Here is a 14,626-nt window from a genome sequence, read left to right as displayed (position 1 = left end):
TATGGCTATTTCAAAAATTTCTACTTATCTCATGCCCGAAAGAGAGAGTTATCCAAATAATAAAACAGACTGGCAATTAGATCCTTCTCGAGCAGTTTTATTAATTCATGATATGCAGCGTTACTTTTTAAATTTTTACGATGCTGAAAGTGAATTAATTAAAACGGTTGTTAATCATTTAGTTCAACTAAGAACTTGGGCACATCAGAACAATGTTCCTGTTGTCTATACAGCACAGCCTTATGAACAGCCAGCGGCAGATCGTGCATTACTGAATGCCATGTGGGGACCGGGTTTGCCAGCCTCAACAATCGATCAGCAAAAAATTATTGATCAACTTTCTCCTGCTGAACATGACATTGTCTTAACGAAATGGCGTTATAGCGCGTTTAAACGTTCGGATTTGCTTGAAAGAATGCAAAACTGGAATCGTGATCAGCTCATTATTGGCGGTGTCTATGCCCATATCGGTTGTATGGTTACGGCAATTGAAGCTTTTATGAGTGACATACAACCTTTTCTGGTTGGAGATGCAGTTGCCGATTTTTCAGAAGAAGAACATCGCTTAGCTTTGAAATATGTATCTTCACGTTGCGGTCAAGTTGTGGATACCGAATCTGTAGTGGGGCAGGTGGCAACAGGCATTACACGACCTTGGCTAGAGCAAAAGGTCCAGCAGCTTATTGAAGAAGATGGATTAGATCCAGAAGAGAACCTGATTCTTTATGGACTGGACTCATTACGAATTATGCAGTTTTCTTCGGAACTCAAAGCGCAGGGAATCAATATTAGTTTTGAAGAATTAGGACGCACACCCACTTTATCAAATTGGTGGTCATTGGTTGATGCACGGCAAAGGATTGCAGGGTAGAGGGTTGCCATCATAAGGCATACGACAAATCCTGGTCGCTAAATTTATACATAAAATTTATATCTTTGATAGCGACTCCTTAGACGACTTGTAATCGTCATATTAACGGAGCAAAAAATGATTTTATCGCCTGCTGATCAAGAGAGAATAGAGACATTCTGGAATTACTGTTTAAAACATCAATACTTCAATATTGGATATCCTGAATCTGCAGATTTTGATTATTCAGCTTTATTCCGTTTTTTCAAATTCTCTATTAATAATTGTGGTGATTGGAAAGACTATAGCAATTACGCATTGAATTCTTTTGACTTTGAAAAAGATGTGATGGCGTATTTTGCTGAAATTTTTCAAATTCCCTTTGAAGAAAGCTGGGGATATGTGACCAATGGTGGTACAGAGGGTAATATGTTTGGCTGCTATCTGGCGCGTGAGCTATTTTCTGATTCCACATTATATTACTCAAAAGATACGCATTATTCGGTGGGAAAAATCGCCAAATTATTGCAGATGAAATCTTGTGTGATCGAATCATTGGATAATGGTGAAATCGACTATGATGATTTAATCCATAAAATAAAAACCAATAAAGAAAGTCACCCCATTATTTTTGCAAATATTGGTACGACCATGACCGGTGCAATTGATGATATTGAAATGATTCAAGAGCGCTTAGCGCAAATCGGAATCATGCGCCGAGATTATTATATTCATGCCGATGCTGCCTTAAGTGGCATGATTTTACCTTTTGTTGATCATCCTCAAGCGTTTTCCTTTGCTCATGGTATCGACTCAATCTGTGTGTCTGGTCATAAAATGATTGGCTCACCGATTCCGTGTGGCATTGTTGTGGCCAAACGCCAAAATGTAGAGCGTATATCAGTAGATGTTGACTATATCTCTACACGTGATCAAACCATTAGCGGTTCTCGTAATGGTCATACCGTCTTGCTGATGTGGGCGGCAATACGTAGCCAAACTAATTTACAAAGACGACAGAGAATTCAGCATTGCCTAAAAATGGCCCAGTACGCGGTTGATCGCTTTCAGGCAGTGGGCATTCCTGCTTGGCGAAATCCGAATTCAATTACTGTGGTATTTCCGTGTCCTTCTGAGCACATCTGGAAAAAGCATTATCTGGCAACCTCTGGAAATATGGCTCATTTAATTACTACGGCACATCACCGAGATACACGTCAGATTGATAGCTTAATTGACGACGTTATTTTTGATTTACAAGGTGCTTCTAAACGTACAGTTGGCTTTTAGTCATATCAACCAAGATGATTTAGACAAATCCATATTAATTTTTACAGTCTAGAAAATGATCTAAAAATATTTTGATAGGGTGGTTAGGAAGTTTTTGATGCAATTAAAGTTTTTAAAAAAATACTTTTTATATGATTTTCTTATTCCTGCTTTTTTAAAGCCGAAAATGGCAATTCTTGCTGGTCAATTGAAGCGAGATTTTATTTTAAGTACCGCTTTTTTTATGAATATAAAGAGAGATAAGCATGTCTGATTTAAAGTTATCTCATCTGATGACAGACTCTTCCTTGGCACCTGCACTCAAGCCAGCATTTCCTAAATTATTTGTAGGAACGCTTGCTGCCGTATTTTCTGGTTTAGCCATTTTAACTGCCCTGTGGGGCATGATTCAGTTGATTGGTTATTTATCTTCTTATTGGGTGATCTTTTCAGCGGTTTTTTGGATAGTCGGGGCGGCTCTGGCAGCACTGGCTTCATGGTTAGTGCATGATGCAGAGGCGGGATTTTCGGCACGATTACGTCGTCAAATTGCTCATCATTTAATTCGGTTACCTAACACAACCCTATCAAAACAGGGTGACCAAAACTTAAAACGACTGGTTTCAGACGATATCGCAACCTTACACCATATGGTGGCACATTTACCGTCGGAAATTGCGATTTTTGCTGTAATCCCTTTAGTTTCTATTGTTTTATTAGTTGTGTTGGTTGGCCCGATGGCACTTTGGGTATTATTACCTGGGGCAATTGCTTCACTCTATTATTTAATTATTGTTCCCCATGTATCAAAACGGGATGGCGCTGCGCGTATGCAGGTCATGTTAGATATTATTGGTTCTGCTGATGATTATGCGCGCGGCATTCGTGATAACCGAATATATGGGCAACAATCAGGTGCTTTAACAGCCTATACTCAATCAGCACAAAATTTCACTCAAAATATGGTGTCTTGGGTGAGTAAAGTCGCAACACTCGCTGCTGTTGCCACTGCATTACTACAAGCTGTTGCAACCTTTGCCATAGCCTATTTTGTAGCTTATCAATACGACAGCATGACCTTGGCTGCAACACTTTTCTTTAGTTTGGCCATCGTGACACCTTCGCTACGTTTAGGGCATGGTCTTGATTATGTCGCTGCTGGGCGAGCTGCAGCTAGTCGTTTATCTGCTTTCTTAAAAGAGCCAGTACTCTCATCGGGCAATCTACAACAGATTGAGGGAGATGTAACCCTCGAAATAGTTAATGCAAGCTTTGCAATTGAAAATCAAAAAGTATTTGATCGATTAAGTTATTCATTTCCAAAAAATTCAATGACTGCAATTACAGGGCCGAGTGGAGTTGGCAAAACAACCTTACTGCGAGCACTTGCTGGTTTAGCCGTATTGCAAGAAGGTGTCGTTCAATTAGCAAAAACAGATATTTTGCAATTACATGAAAAACTAAGGCATGAAAAGGTTTTGTTTATTCCACAAGGTGGAGATGTATTACCGACCACAGTAAGAGAAAACTTGTCCTTATCTGCCGTTAATGCAAATGATGCACAACTTGAGCAGGCATTACTCAAGGCCCAACTAAAAGTAGATTTAAATGCAGATGCAACTTTACTTTCAGGCGGTGAAAAACAGCGCATAGGAATAGCGCGTGCGTTTTTATCCTCAGCTCCTATTATTTTATTAGACGAGCCAACGAGCGCACTCGACCAGACCAATGCGACAAAAATAATATTGGAGTTAAGCGACTTAGCTAAAAACCAGAATAAAACCATCGTCATGGTCAATCATGATCTTGCCTTAGCTGCTCATGCCGACAACAGGTTAGTGCTTCAAGGCCCAACTGACTCAGGGAAATCTTTATGAATACTCCTGCTAAATTAAATAAAGATCAGATTTTTTCGATGCTTCCTCGTGCGGCCAAACAAAAATTAATTATTGTTGGTATCGGATGGATCATTGTTGCAGCAATTGAAGCAATCGCATATACCGTATTGGCATTTGCAATTGTCAATCAATGGCCTCCAAGTTGGGTTCTCATCAGTGCAATTGCAGCAATATTAGTGACAGTGGTGGTCACTCGTGCTGGCTTCCTTACTGGTGTGCGTTTAGCAGGAGACTTATTTGCTGAGTTAGGCAAATCTTTAGCTCGTGCCAAGCTCTCTTGGTTTACCAATGAACAGCGTGCTCAGATTAAGACAATTGCTGGACAGGGCATTCCTGGGTTTATGAGTATCCCTGCTCATCAATTGCAAACCTTTTTACATGCGCCTTTTATGCCTTTGTTTCTCACAATAGGAATAGGCCTGCTTGCCGGAGCAGGCGTAGCATTTGTCGCTTTAGGCTTACTTTTACTCTCTTTATTTGCTCAATTCCTAGCACAACGTGCACTCATGCATATTGATAAAAAACGTAATACTGCCGATTTAGCGGCTTCACAAGCAACGTTGGAATTGGTTGATCATGTTGAGTTATTACGCACAGCAGCCGGTCCTGAACGTGCGGTTCAAAGGCTGGAACATCGTTGGGAAGAGCAAGAAGAGACATTAGTACGGATCAACCATGCTGCTGCATTTGCAAGTTTTATTGCAACCTTAGCAAGTGTTTTACCCATTGCTGGGATGGCAACATATCTGGTGATCGCTGGAGTCAATCATGCTGCTTTGGTATTGGCATTACTCGTCTTAATTGGACGTGCAGCAGCGCCGTTAGGTGAACTTGCTACTGCAGGGTTGCATATCAATGATTTATTTGCTGCACTACGCAACTTTAATCAGATCACCCATCCACCTGAGTTGCCTGAGCCATTACACCCTCAAATTCCTACTGGCCATCATATTTCGGTACAAGGCGTTAGCTATGCGCCAGCACTTGAAAATATATCTCTCGATATCGCATTGGGGAGCAGAGTATGGGTTACCGGACCAAGTGGTAGTGGTAAGAGTACTTTACTTGAATTGCTTACACGGTTTGATGATCCACAAATAGGAAAAATTACCCTAGGTGGTATAGCTCTTGATCAAATGAAATATGAAGATTTGGTCTCGAATATCGCTTATGTCACACAAGAACCTATTTTGTTCACAGGTACACTGGCTGAAAATATCCGTTTAGGAAAATCTGATGCAACTGATGATGAAATAGAAAAGGCTGCAAGAGATGCCGCATTAGGAGCAATGATTGACCGTAGTTCAGAAGGAATTAATCAATCGGTGGGTAAACAAGGCACCGCATTGTCTGGTGGTGAACGTCAGCGGGTCGCAATTGCCCGAGCATTACTCAAAAATGCGCCGATTTTAATACTTGATGAAGCAACCTCTGCCTTGGATGAAGAGACTGAGCAGGAAATTGTTACAACGATACGTGCTCTTTCTTCTACGGTTATTTTTGTCACACATCGTGATTCAGCTATTTGGCAACCGACTCAAACTATCAATTTAGCTTCAACTTCTGTTTAAAAAAATAGCGCAGAAATCTGATTTAAGCATTTTTTATAAAAGAAAAATGCTTAATATTTGGAGAATTCTTAAGTGAATAAACATCAATATAATATGTTCTGTTTACCGCCTGCGGGGAGTAGCGCAAGTATTTATCATCCATGGAAAAAGCAGATCTCTGACAATATTCGTATTATTCCTATTGAATATTCGGGTCATGGTATAAAAATAAATGAACCATTGATTGATGATCCTGATCTATTGGCTATGCAAATTGCCAATGAAATACAAGCTTACTCAGACACACCCTTCATTTTATTTGGACATAGTGTAGGAGGTAGCTTGATTTGGAAAGTACTCAATTATTTGAATGAAAAAACCATAATTGATCAGTTGAGATTAATTGTTATAAGTAGCCGACCTGAGCATCACTATATTCAACATATGCGGTACAAGCATGAGCTAACTGATGAAAAAATTATTGATGAATTAAAGCGATACAATAATTTTCCTGATGAAATTTTAAATAATCAGGATGCACTCACATTCTTTCTCAAAATCATTCGTAATGATTTCTATCTTAGTGATCAATTACTTGGCGAGAAGATTCATAAGACTGAGGTTCCGATCGTTGCATTTTATGGCAAACAGGACCCTGATATTCCTAACAAAAGAATGATGGATGCATGGCAACAACACACAGAAAATTGGTTAGGAAGCATTGAGTTTGAAGGGGACCATTTCTACTTTCTCAATCCCGAAACTCGAGTGAAGATGCTTGAAAACATTGCTGCCATCGTTGAAACATTGACCGTGAATATTGAATAAAGTCCATGCTATGAATACGAAGAAGCAGCTAAGTAGAGGGGCTAATTCATGTCTGGATGAAATAAATATTCAATATGAAAAGCTAACAGCTTTCGGGATAGATATACATAAGGTCCAGCTCAGCCAAATCAAAGAAATACCTCAGCTTGATCATATCTATCAGGAGCTGAATATATTTCTTCCACCGAATATAAAAAGCTCACGCTTCATTCGTCAATTAGAGTTCTTGACGGGGCGCTTAGCAGCAAAATATGCATTACAAAGCTTTAACTTACAAGATTCTATTGTCTATCAAGGTAGACATGGGGAACCCCTATGGCCCGAAGGAGTGATGGGGGGGATTAGTCATGTTGGATCAAAAAAATCATGTTATGCCATCGCATATGCTAGAAATAACACACCTAAAGAAAAAATATTTGGAATCGATATAGAGTCTCAAAAACATTATATTTTTTTTCAAAAGAAAGATGAATTTTATGATGTTTTTCTCAATAAAAACGAGCAAGAAGAAATTGAAAAGCTACTAAAAGATCAAGCATATTTATATTTGATAATATTCTCCGCTAAAGAAAGTATCATTAAGGCATTTTATTTAAAATATAAGCAAATTATTGATTTTAAAAATATAAAACTTAAAGCACTAGATGGCGCGTTTCTTTATTTTTACCTTAGACAAGAAAGTTTAAGCGGGATAACTCTAGAGGTTAAAGTTTATTTTTTTCATACAAATAACGAGATAATTACAATTTCTTGCATTGAAAACTAAATTTGTTATTGATAATAATAATCATTTGCATTAATGTGTGTTTTAGTATTTTTATATCCTTATATTTAAAAAGAAGTACTACAGAATTTGCTTGAAAAAAATCAATGTGAGAGGTGATATACAGATGATGCAGACTCAAATATCAGTAGAGCAAAATTTAGATCATATCGGTCAAAAGAAATTTTCATGTTTTTCTACGAAGAATTATTATCTTGAGGTGAGCGAATTTATTAAAACGTTAAATACACCTGCAGCAAATACCACACTATTGAATGAAGAGATTGCAAAATGCTTTGAAGAGATTAAAAAGCAAGGCCATCAAAATCCAGTTTTAATTGGTGCTATACCTTTTGATATTACAAAGAAAAGTAGCTTAAATTTTTATGCTAATCATAAAAAAATAACACAAGCATCTTCTACGATTAACTCATTAAAAAATCGTAATAACATTGAGATAATTAATAAATCATTACTCATTCAACGACAAAAATTTGAAGGTACAGTACAGCTAGCTTTAGATGCTTTTGAGAAAAAGAAGGTAGAAAAAGTTGTTCTCTCTCAGGCTGTTGAATATGAGTTTAACCGTCATCAAGAGCCTGAAAATCTATTGGCTGCTTTATTAAAACAAAATCCAAATGCTTATAATTTTGTGATTCCAGTCGAACATAATAATTATATCCTAGGTGCAAGCCCTGAACTGCTTTTGTCAAAACAAGGGCGTATTGTAACCAGTAATCCTTTGGCCGGCTCTCGTCCTAAATCTAAAATTTCTGAAAAAAATTTCGTCAGCCAACAAGAATTAAATCATTCCGAGAAAGACCAACATGAACATCGAATTGTGGTTGAAAATATTATTAGAAATTTAGCTACTCATTGTGTAGAGCTTAAGGTTTCTGAATTTCCAGATATTTTAGAAACTTCAACGATGTTGCATTTATCATCAGAATTCCAAGGTGTGCTTAAACAACAGGCTCCCGATGCCTTAAACCTTGCATTAGAATTACATCCAACACCAGCAGTTTGTGGCTCACCAACTCATGTTGCTAAGCAATTTATTTTAGATCATGAAGGTTATGACCGACATTATTACACGGGGTTAGTCGGCTGGATGGATGCGGAGGGTAATGGTGAGTGGGTAGTGACAATTCGATGTGGTCTACTCAGTGAAAATAAAATGCGCTTATATGCTGGTGCGGGGATTGTTGAAGGGTCAGATGCTGAAGCTGAATGGCTGGAAACAGAAGCTAAAATGCAAACCATGTTAAATATTCTAAATACAAAAATTGCTGTGTAATTAGTAAACCTAGGCTGGTTTTATTTTTATAGCCAAAACAATAACTACATATTCCACGGGGCTATGCTAAAAAATTTAATAAAAAAGCCTGCATAAAGCAGGCTTTTTTAATTAAGAGGATTATTCTAAGAATTTAACAGTTACGCCTGAACGTACTTTATTACCTAAATCGTTAGCATCCCAGTTCGTTAAACGGATACAACCGTGTGATGCAGTTTTAGAAATTAAAGACGGGTTTGGTGTACCGTGAATACCAAATGATTTTTTGCTTAAACCAATCCAGATATTACCTACAGGAGCATTTGGACCTGGTGGTAATGAAAGCGGTTTTAAGTTATTGCCTTGTACAAAGTTAGAAGGAGAGTAGCTGTACCAAGGGTTACGTGCTACACCTACTACCTTGTAAGTACCGGTCGGAGATGGCGTATCAGTACTGCCAATTGTTGCAGGAAATGACGCAATCATTTGATTACGGCTGTTAAACAGATACAACTGTTTTGCACCTTTATGCGCAATAATCAAGTGAATATCTTCTGGTAAGTCATTGCGTACATTTGGAACAATGATTTTTTCACCAACTTTTTTGAATGTCGCAGTCGGGTTAATTTTCTTTAAGAAGGCTTCATCAATATGAAACTTCTCGCCCAACATTTCACTTACGCGTGTGTAGTACAAACCTTTCATTTTTGCTTGTAAAGCATAGTCAGAAGGAATTGATTGTGCGTAAGGACCTTTTAAATCGGCATCGGTAATGGTGTATTCAATAAATGCTGGTTTGTTTTGTTTAGCAACAAGCGCATCCCAAGTCTCTTTAGTTAACTCGCCAGTAGGAGATAAACCATTCATTTGCTGGAAAGATGCAATTGCTTTTAATGTATTTTTACCGCTCATGCCATCGATAGCACCCGGTGAAGCATGTGCATTATTAAGCATAACGTGAGCGCGTGCATAAACTGGAAGTTGGCCTTTGCCAATATTTTCATACCACTCAGCGTTGTTTAAGCTATCTAATGTCCATGTAACCGCTGGCGCAGAAGTTGCTGTAGACGCAGTAGCTGTTGTGGTTTTAGCCGTAGCTACTGGCGTTGAAGCGGCAATACCTGAATCAGCATTTTGGTCTTCAGCTTTTTGTAAATTTTGTAATGTTGTTGACGCTCTATTTAGGTCATTTTGTTCTTGTGCAGTAATCTGAGTCTGAGCTTGAGCTTTTACAGTTGAAGCAGCATCTACAGCAAGCGGATCAATCGGATCTTCTACAGGAGCAGATACTTTATTAGGGTTCAGTGGTTGCTCAGTTGTTGACGCAGCCAAAGCAACATTAGCAATAATACAACTTAAACTCATAGCGAGTAATGAGCGAACAAACATGTAATTCAACCTTAAGAATTTTCATATAAGCAATAGGGAAAATCAGATCCTTTAGGCCATAAACTCACCAATCATTCATTCTTATGAATTTAATATTGGCTTATTTGAGACTCGAAGGGATATAAATAAACCCGATGTAACATGCTGCAAGTATTGCAGAAAACGTTTCTTCTTGCAGTAGACTTTTGTGTAAATATGCATTTTTTAGTAGATTGGCAAGTTTTTTATGTGAAATTGAAATTATAAAAACACTCACCTTTTGTTATGATGCTGCCACATGAAAAAGATAGAGATCGGCAATGACGACACTTAAAAATGATCGTTTCTTACGTGCTTTATTACGTGAGCCTGTAGATACCACTCCAATATGGATGATGCGCCAAGCAGGACGTTATTTGCCTGAATATCGGGAAACACGCTCAAAAGCTGGTGACTTTCTATCTTTATGCAAAAATACAGAATTTGCTTGTGAAGTGACTTTACAGCCTTTGCGTCGCTACGATTTAGACGCAGCAATTTTATTTTCAGATATTTTAACTATTCCAGACGCATTAGGACTTGGACTGTATTTTGAAACTGGAGAAGGTCCGAAGTTTCATAAAACGGTACGTACTGAACAAGATGTGGCTAACTTACCTAAGCTTAATGCTAAAGCCGATCTTGATTATGTCATGAACGCAGTAAGTACGATTCGTTCTGCTTTAGGTGGACAAGTTCCACTGATTGGTTTTTCGGGTAGTCCTTGGACACTGGCGACTTATATGGTTGAAGGCGGTTCAAGCAAAGAGTTCCGTTTTACCAAGCAAATGATGTATGCGCAGCCAGAAGTTTTGCATGCGTTGCTCGACCATTTAGCAGATTCAGTCATTGATTACTTAAATGCGCAAATTGATGCAGGCGCTCAGGCAATTCAAATCTTTGATAGTTGGGGTGGGGCTTTAGCACACCGTGAATATGTAGAGTTCTCTCTTAACTATATGAAGAAGATTATCGCGGGCTTACAACGTGAAAAAGATGGACGCCGTATTCCAGTGATTGTGTTCACTAAAGGTGGCGGTCAATGGTTAGAACCAATGATCACGACAGGTGCCGATGCATTAGGGCTGGACTGGACGACACCATTAAATACGGCTCGAACCACGGTGGCAGGTCGTGTTGCCCTACAAGGGAACCTTGACCCGGCTGTTTTATATGGTTCGGCGGCTTCAATTGAAAAAGCTGTAAAAGCAATGTTAGATGATGCTTATGCAAACGGTGAGAAGACCGGTTATGTTGCTAACTTAGGGCACGGTATTACCCAATGGGTAGATCCGGCGCAGCCAAAAATCTTTGTAGATACGGTACATGAATATAGTGCTAAATATCTAGGATAGTTTTTTATGCAATATCTGTTTTTACCTCTTCAATTTATTGGCAAGGCTGTTTCGGCAGCCTTGTTTGGTATTTTGCTTCTCATTGCTTTTGCCCTAACTGCGTCGATGGGAAGCCATGAATATATGGGTTTTTATCGTTATGATTATTTACTCATATATGCACTGATTATTCAGATATGTCTCTTATATTTAAAACTTGAATCATGGGCAGAAGCCAAAGTTATTGCTTTATTTCATGTCATGGCGATGGCCATGGAAATATTCTTGACTCATCCTGCGATTGCTTCATGGCAATATCCGCAGCCTGCGGTATTTAAAATTTTGACTGTGCCTTTATTTGCAGGCTTTATGTACTCTGCCGTAGGTAGTTTTTTTGCACGCTCAATACGTCTACTACAAGTTTCATTTGAAAAACTTCCGAGTTTTGGAAGTATGCTTTTACTGGCATTTTTCTCATATATAAACTTTATGAGTAAATTTTTTGTACCCGATATTCGCTATATTTTATTTGCCATCAGTGTTTTTATTTTTTGGAAAACAAAACTTTATTTCCACTTAAATGAGCATAAATTTAAAATCCCGATGTTGCCTATATTGTTTACACTCGCTTTTCTGATCTGGATTGCTGAAAATATTAGTACCTTTTATAAAATTTGGCTTTATCCAAGTCAGGTAGAGGCTTGGCATATGGTGGGGTGGGGTAAACTTGGATCATGGTATTTATTATTGCTTTTGAGTTTAGTGTTAGTACTTAAAATATTAGGTCATCGAGATAATCAAGGTAATTGGAATTTAAGATAAATTTTTCTTTTACACTTTTTATCATATTATTTATTTTTTAATTGCTAAATGATTGGCTTATCGCTATCTTTAATATCGTGTAATAAGAATTACACATAACAATACATAAGAAACAATCAATAATGATTTTGGAGATATACATCTATGTTAAAAAAATTAGCTTTAGCTGCTTTGTTAGCAGCTGGTTCAAGTGTTGCTATGGCTGATAACGATGTAGGTTGTGGTGTGGGTACGCAAGTATGGGCTGGCCAAAAAGGAGTGGTGCCTAAAATTCTTGCTGCAACAACAAACGGTATTTTTACTAACCAATTATTAGGTATTACTTTCGGTACTTTAGGTTGCCGTCAGGGTGGAACAGTTACAGCACAAGTTGTTACTTTCACAAATGAAAATGCAGAAGCTTTAGCGCGTGACATGGCTGTAGGCCAAGGTGAAAGCCTGAATGTACTTGCTGAGTTAATGCAAATCAAACCACAAGATAAAGACCGTTTCTTCAAAGTTTCAAAAGCAAACTTTGGTGAAATCTATTCAACAAACAACCAAAACACACTTCAAGTATTAGCATCATTACAAAACGTAATGGCTAAAGACGAAGTTTTAAAAGCTTACGTATAAGTTTGAAATTGAAAACCCTGTCATTTGGCAGGGTTTTTCTTATATTTAATGATTAAAATTGATGAGCTTAATGAAATCGGTTGTTTTAATTTTTGCCTCTTTGGCAGTGAATATTGCGTATTCAGCAGAAACAAATCCATCTATTCAAAACTACTGGTCCATTGCAGAACAAAAAAAATTAGACCAAGACATTACATGGCAAAGGCTCATGTATGCCAATAAAAACCAGAAAAGTGAGGTCACTTATGCTGGCTATTTTCTATCAGAAAATGGTAAAAATAATTTAAAAGAAGAACTGAAAGCAGACATCTCGGCATTATTTATACCTACGCAAGATAACCAGTCAATTCGCTGTAAATTTCCGGCACGCAGTCAGTGGCTTATACAGCAATTAGGCATTCAAGAAAATGAATTGCCGCAAGTAAAATGTTCAGAATTTGAAAACTGGATTGGGCAGATTAAGCCTTATAAAGCGACCCTAATTTACGCCACAGATTTTATGGGTAATCCAAGCTCAATGTTTGGCCATACCTTATTGCGTCTAGATCCTAAAGATCAACAGCAGTTAAACCTCGTTTCTTATGCCGTAAACTATGCAGCAACTGTGGCAGGCAATGACAACTGGTCATATGCATGGAAAGGCTTAACCGGGCAATATCCGGGTGAATACTCCCTTATGCCTTACTATCGTAAGGTAAAAGAATATGGTGATTTTGAGAGCCGTGATTTGTGGGAATATGAGTTAAATCTATCTCCAGAAGAAACGCGGTTTTTGGTGAGCCATATTTGGGAAATGCAACATGTAAGCTTCCCTTATTACTTTGTGAGTGATAACTGTGCATATCGGTTATTGGGCTTAGTCGATTTAGTTAAACCTGAATCTCATCTACAAGAAAAGTTTAACTACGCTTCTATTCCAATGGAAACCATTAAAGCGATGCAACAACAGGGACTCACTAAAGCTCCTGTGTATCGACCTGCTTTAGAAACTCAATTATTGGCCCAAGCTCACCAGCATGGCGCATCTTTAGCTAAAGTTGCTCATCAGTTAGCAATGAAGCCAATTAAAGAGTCTTCGGAAACACTTAAATCATTTAGCCCATCAGATCAGGCCAAAATTCTTGAGATGGCTTATGATGATTTATATCTACAGTTTATTGGTCGCAAAGTTGAAGAAAGCTTTGCTCAGCCACAGCTTAGACAGCTTTTAGCACTACGAAGTCAGATTGATTTAGACAAACAGCGCCAAGAACCTAAAAGACCATCAACCGAGCCGACTCAAGGCCATAATGCACGTAATGTCTCGCTAAAACTGGGCGAGGTGCAAGGTGACAAGTTTATCGAGATAGGTCATAGGCAGGCTTATCATGACTTAATAGATCCGCAGGGCGGATACCGTGCCGGTACTCAATTATTATTTTTAAATGGTAATGCACAGTGGCGAGATGATCATTTAAAACTAGAACATCTTGATCTGTTAGAAGTGAACTCTTATAACCCGATTCAACCATTTAAAACTCCGCTGACTTGGGGATTTAACTTAGGCTGGCGTCAGGAAGCGGTTCATGACGGCGTTTATAGTGATGAAAAGCAGCATGGCGTAGCGAGTTTTAATGCTCAGGTTGGTTACAGTCTTGCAGATTATGAGCGCAAACATATTTGCTATGGGCAGGTACAAACTTATGTCCAAGCGGGTTCAAATTTAGATAAAGGCTGGCGTGTGGGAGTAGGGCCGACATTAGGATGTATGAATCAGTGGTTTGAAAAATTTAATACTGTGGTACAAGTTGAGCTGCCATATTGGGAAGACCAAAACCAATGGAACTTACGGCTAAATACACAGTGGCAATATGCCATTAATAGTAATAATGCCATTCGCTTTAATTGGGATTATGAAAAACAAAATCATCTAGATTGGATGAAATCAAGCTTAGGATATGTTTGGTTCTTTTAAAGAATAAGTGCATAAAAAAGAGAAATGAGATTATCCATTTCTCTTTTTGTTTTTGGCTAA

General features: G+C 38.2%; 13 protein-coding genes. 12 read left to right on the top strand and 1 reads right to left on the bottom strand.

The genetic code is table 11. The features are described 5' to 3' along the window. Position 1: 1 nt before the first annotated feature. The 8 genes from basF to basJ all read left to right on the top strand — a co-directional run bounded on the left by basF (position 2) and on the right by basJ (position 8,455). On the top strand, positions 2-871 hold the full coding sequence (basF, locus tag R5R67_RS12025) for an acinetobactin biosynthesis bifunctional isochorismatase/aryl carrier protein BasF (RefSeq protein WP_001018265.1): 870 nt from the start codon (positions 2-4) through the stop codon (positions 869-871). Positions 872-988: 117 nt separating this feature from the next. Continuing rightward, complete coding sequence (gene basG, locus R5R67_RS12020) at positions 989-2,140, top strand: acinetobactin biosynthesis histidine decarboxylase BasG (protein WP_000603880.1); 1,152 nt, start codon at positions 989-991, stop codon at positions 2,138-2,140. 97 nt (positions 2,141-2,237) lie between these two features. Further along, positions 2,238-2,393, top strand: coding sequence for a hypothetical protein (locus tag R5R67_RS12015; RefSeq protein WP_001176141.1), 156 nt, complete (start codon positions 2,238-2,240; stop codon positions 2,391-2,393). Then, complete coding sequence (gene barA / locus R5R67_RS12010; RefSeq protein WP_001281553.1) at positions 2,386-3,996, top strand: acinetobactin export ABC transporter permease/ATP-binding subunit BarA; 1,611 nt, start codon at positions 2,386-2,388, stop codon at positions 3,994-3,996. The genes R5R67_RS12015 and barA overlap by 8 nt, the downstream gene beginning before the upstream one ends. Further along, positions 3,993-5,588, top strand: a complete 1,596-nt coding sequence (barB, locus tag R5R67_RS12005) for an acinetobactin export ABC transporter permease/ATP-binding subunit BarB (protein ID WP_001095750.1) — start codon at positions 3,993-3,995, stop codon at positions 5,586-5,588. Before barA ends, barB begins: the two co-directional genes overlap by 4 nt. Positions 5,589-5,660: 72 nt before the next feature. Continuing rightward, a complete protein-coding gene (basH, locus tag R5R67_RS12000; protein ID WP_002040594.1) occupies positions 5,661-6,395 on the top strand; it encodes an acinetobactin biosynthesis thioesterase BasH in 735 nt (244 codons plus the stop codon). Between the two features lie 10 nt (positions 6,396-6,405). Continuing rightward, on the top strand, positions 6,406-7,161 hold the full coding sequence (basI, locus tag R5R67_RS11995) for an acinetobactin biosynthesis phosphopantetheinyl transferase BasI (RefSeq protein ID WP_001093101.1): 756 nt from the start codon (positions 6,406-6,408) through the stop codon (positions 7,159-7,161). 124 nt (positions 7,162-7,285) lie between these two features. After that, on the top strand, positions 7,286-8,455 hold the full coding sequence (gene basJ / locus R5R67_RS11990; RefSeq protein WP_000983826.1) for an acinetobactin biosynthesis isochorismate synthase BasJ: 1,170 nt from the start codon (positions 7,286-7,288) through the stop codon (positions 8,453-8,455). A gap of 120 nt (positions 8,456-8,575) precedes the next feature. On the opposite strand, the gene R5R67_RS11985 is transcribed toward basJ, so the two are convergent. Beyond that, complete coding sequence (locus R5R67_RS11985) at positions 8,576-9,823, bottom strand: L,D-transpeptidase family protein (RefSeq protein WP_000498089.1); 1,248 nt, start codon at positions 9,821-9,823, stop codon at positions 8,576-8,578. 299 nt (positions 9,824-10,122) lie between these two features. Here R5R67_RS11985 and hemE point away from each other — a divergent pair, with 299 nt between their 5' ends. The 4 genes from hemE (at position 10,123) to R5R67_RS11965 (ending at position 14,566) form a co-directional block, all read left to right on the top strand. After that, complete coding sequence (gene hemE, locus R5R67_RS11980; RefSeq protein ID WP_000209397.1) at positions 10,123-11,196, top strand: uroporphyrinogen decarboxylase; 1,074 nt, start codon at positions 10,123-10,125, stop codon at positions 11,194-11,196. A gap of 6 nt (positions 11,197-11,202) precedes the next feature. Continuing rightward, entirely contained in the window at positions 11,203-11,997 is a 795-nt protein-coding gene (locus R5R67_RS11975; RefSeq protein WP_001199671.1) for a DUF817 family protein, read from the top strand. A gap of 144 nt (positions 11,998-12,141) precedes the next feature. Then, on the top strand, positions 12,142-12,612 hold the full coding sequence (locus tag R5R67_RS11970; RefSeq protein ID WP_000914200.1) for a DUF3015 family protein: 471 nt from the start codon (positions 12,142-12,144) through the stop codon (positions 12,610-12,612). A gap of 61 nt (positions 12,613-12,673) precedes the next feature. Beyond that, complete coding sequence (locus R5R67_RS11965; protein ID WP_000055517.1) at positions 12,674-14,566, top strand: DUF4105 domain-containing protein; 1,893 nt, start codon at positions 12,674-12,676, stop codon at positions 14,564-14,566. The last annotated feature ends 60 nt before the right edge of the window (positions 14,567-14,626 follow it).

Source organism: Acinetobacter sp. OYA S30 (assembly GCF_033599315.1).
In the GTDB taxonomy this organism is placed as follows: domain Bacteria; phylum Pseudomonadota; class Gammaproteobacteria; order Pseudomonadales; family Moraxellaceae; genus Acinetobacter; species Acinetobacter baumannii.
The sequence above is the reverse complement of the archived record's forward strand: the minus strand, read 5'-3'. Positions and strand labels throughout refer to the sequence as shown.

Excerpts from the sequence above, each read along its gene's own strand:
- basF (WP_001018265.1), top strand. The coding sequence starts at position 2 with ATGGCTATTTCAAAAATTTCTACTTATCTCATGCCCGAAAGAGAGAGT.
- basG (WP_000603880.1), top strand. The coding sequence starts at position 989 with ATGATTTTATCGCCTGCTGATCAAGAGAGAATAGAGACATTCTGGAAT.
- R5R67_RS12015 (WP_001176141.1), top strand. The coding sequence starts at position 2,238 with ATGCAATTAAAGTTTTTAAAAAAATACTTTTTATATGATTTTCTTATT.
- barA (WP_001281553.1), top strand. The coding sequence starts at position 2,386 with ATGTCTGATTTAAAGTTATCTCATCTGATGACAGACTCTTCCTTGGCA.
- barB (WP_001095750.1), top strand. The coding sequence starts at position 3,993 with ATGAATACTCCTGCTAAATTAAATAAAGATCAGATTTTTTCGATGCTT.
- basI (WP_001093101.1), top strand. The coding sequence starts at position 6,406 with ATGAATACGAAGAAGCAGCTAAGTAGAGGGGCTAATTCATGTCTGGAT.
- basJ (WP_000983826.1), top strand. The coding sequence starts at position 7,286 with ATGATGCAGACTCAAATATCAGTAGAGCAAAATTTAGATCATATCGGT.
- R5R67_RS11985 (WP_000498089.1), bottom strand. The coding sequence starts at position 9,823 with ATGTTTGTTCGCTCATTACTCGCTATGAGTTTAAGTTGTATTATTGCT.
- hemE (WP_000209397.1), top strand. The coding sequence starts at position 10,123 with ATGACGACACTTAAAAATGATCGTTTCTTACGTGCTTTATTACGTGAG.
- R5R67_RS11975 (WP_001199671.1), top strand. The coding sequence starts at position 11,203 with ATGCAATATCTGTTTTTACCTCTTCAATTTATTGGCAAGGCTGTTTCG.
- R5R67_RS11970 (WP_000914200.1), top strand. The coding sequence starts at position 12,142 with ATGTTAAAAAAATTAGCTTTAGCTGCTTTGTTAGCAGCTGGTTCAAGT.
- R5R67_RS11965 (WP_000055517.1), top strand. The coding sequence starts at position 12,674 with ATGAGCTTAATGAAATCGGTTGTTTTAATTTTTGCCTCTTTGGCAGTG.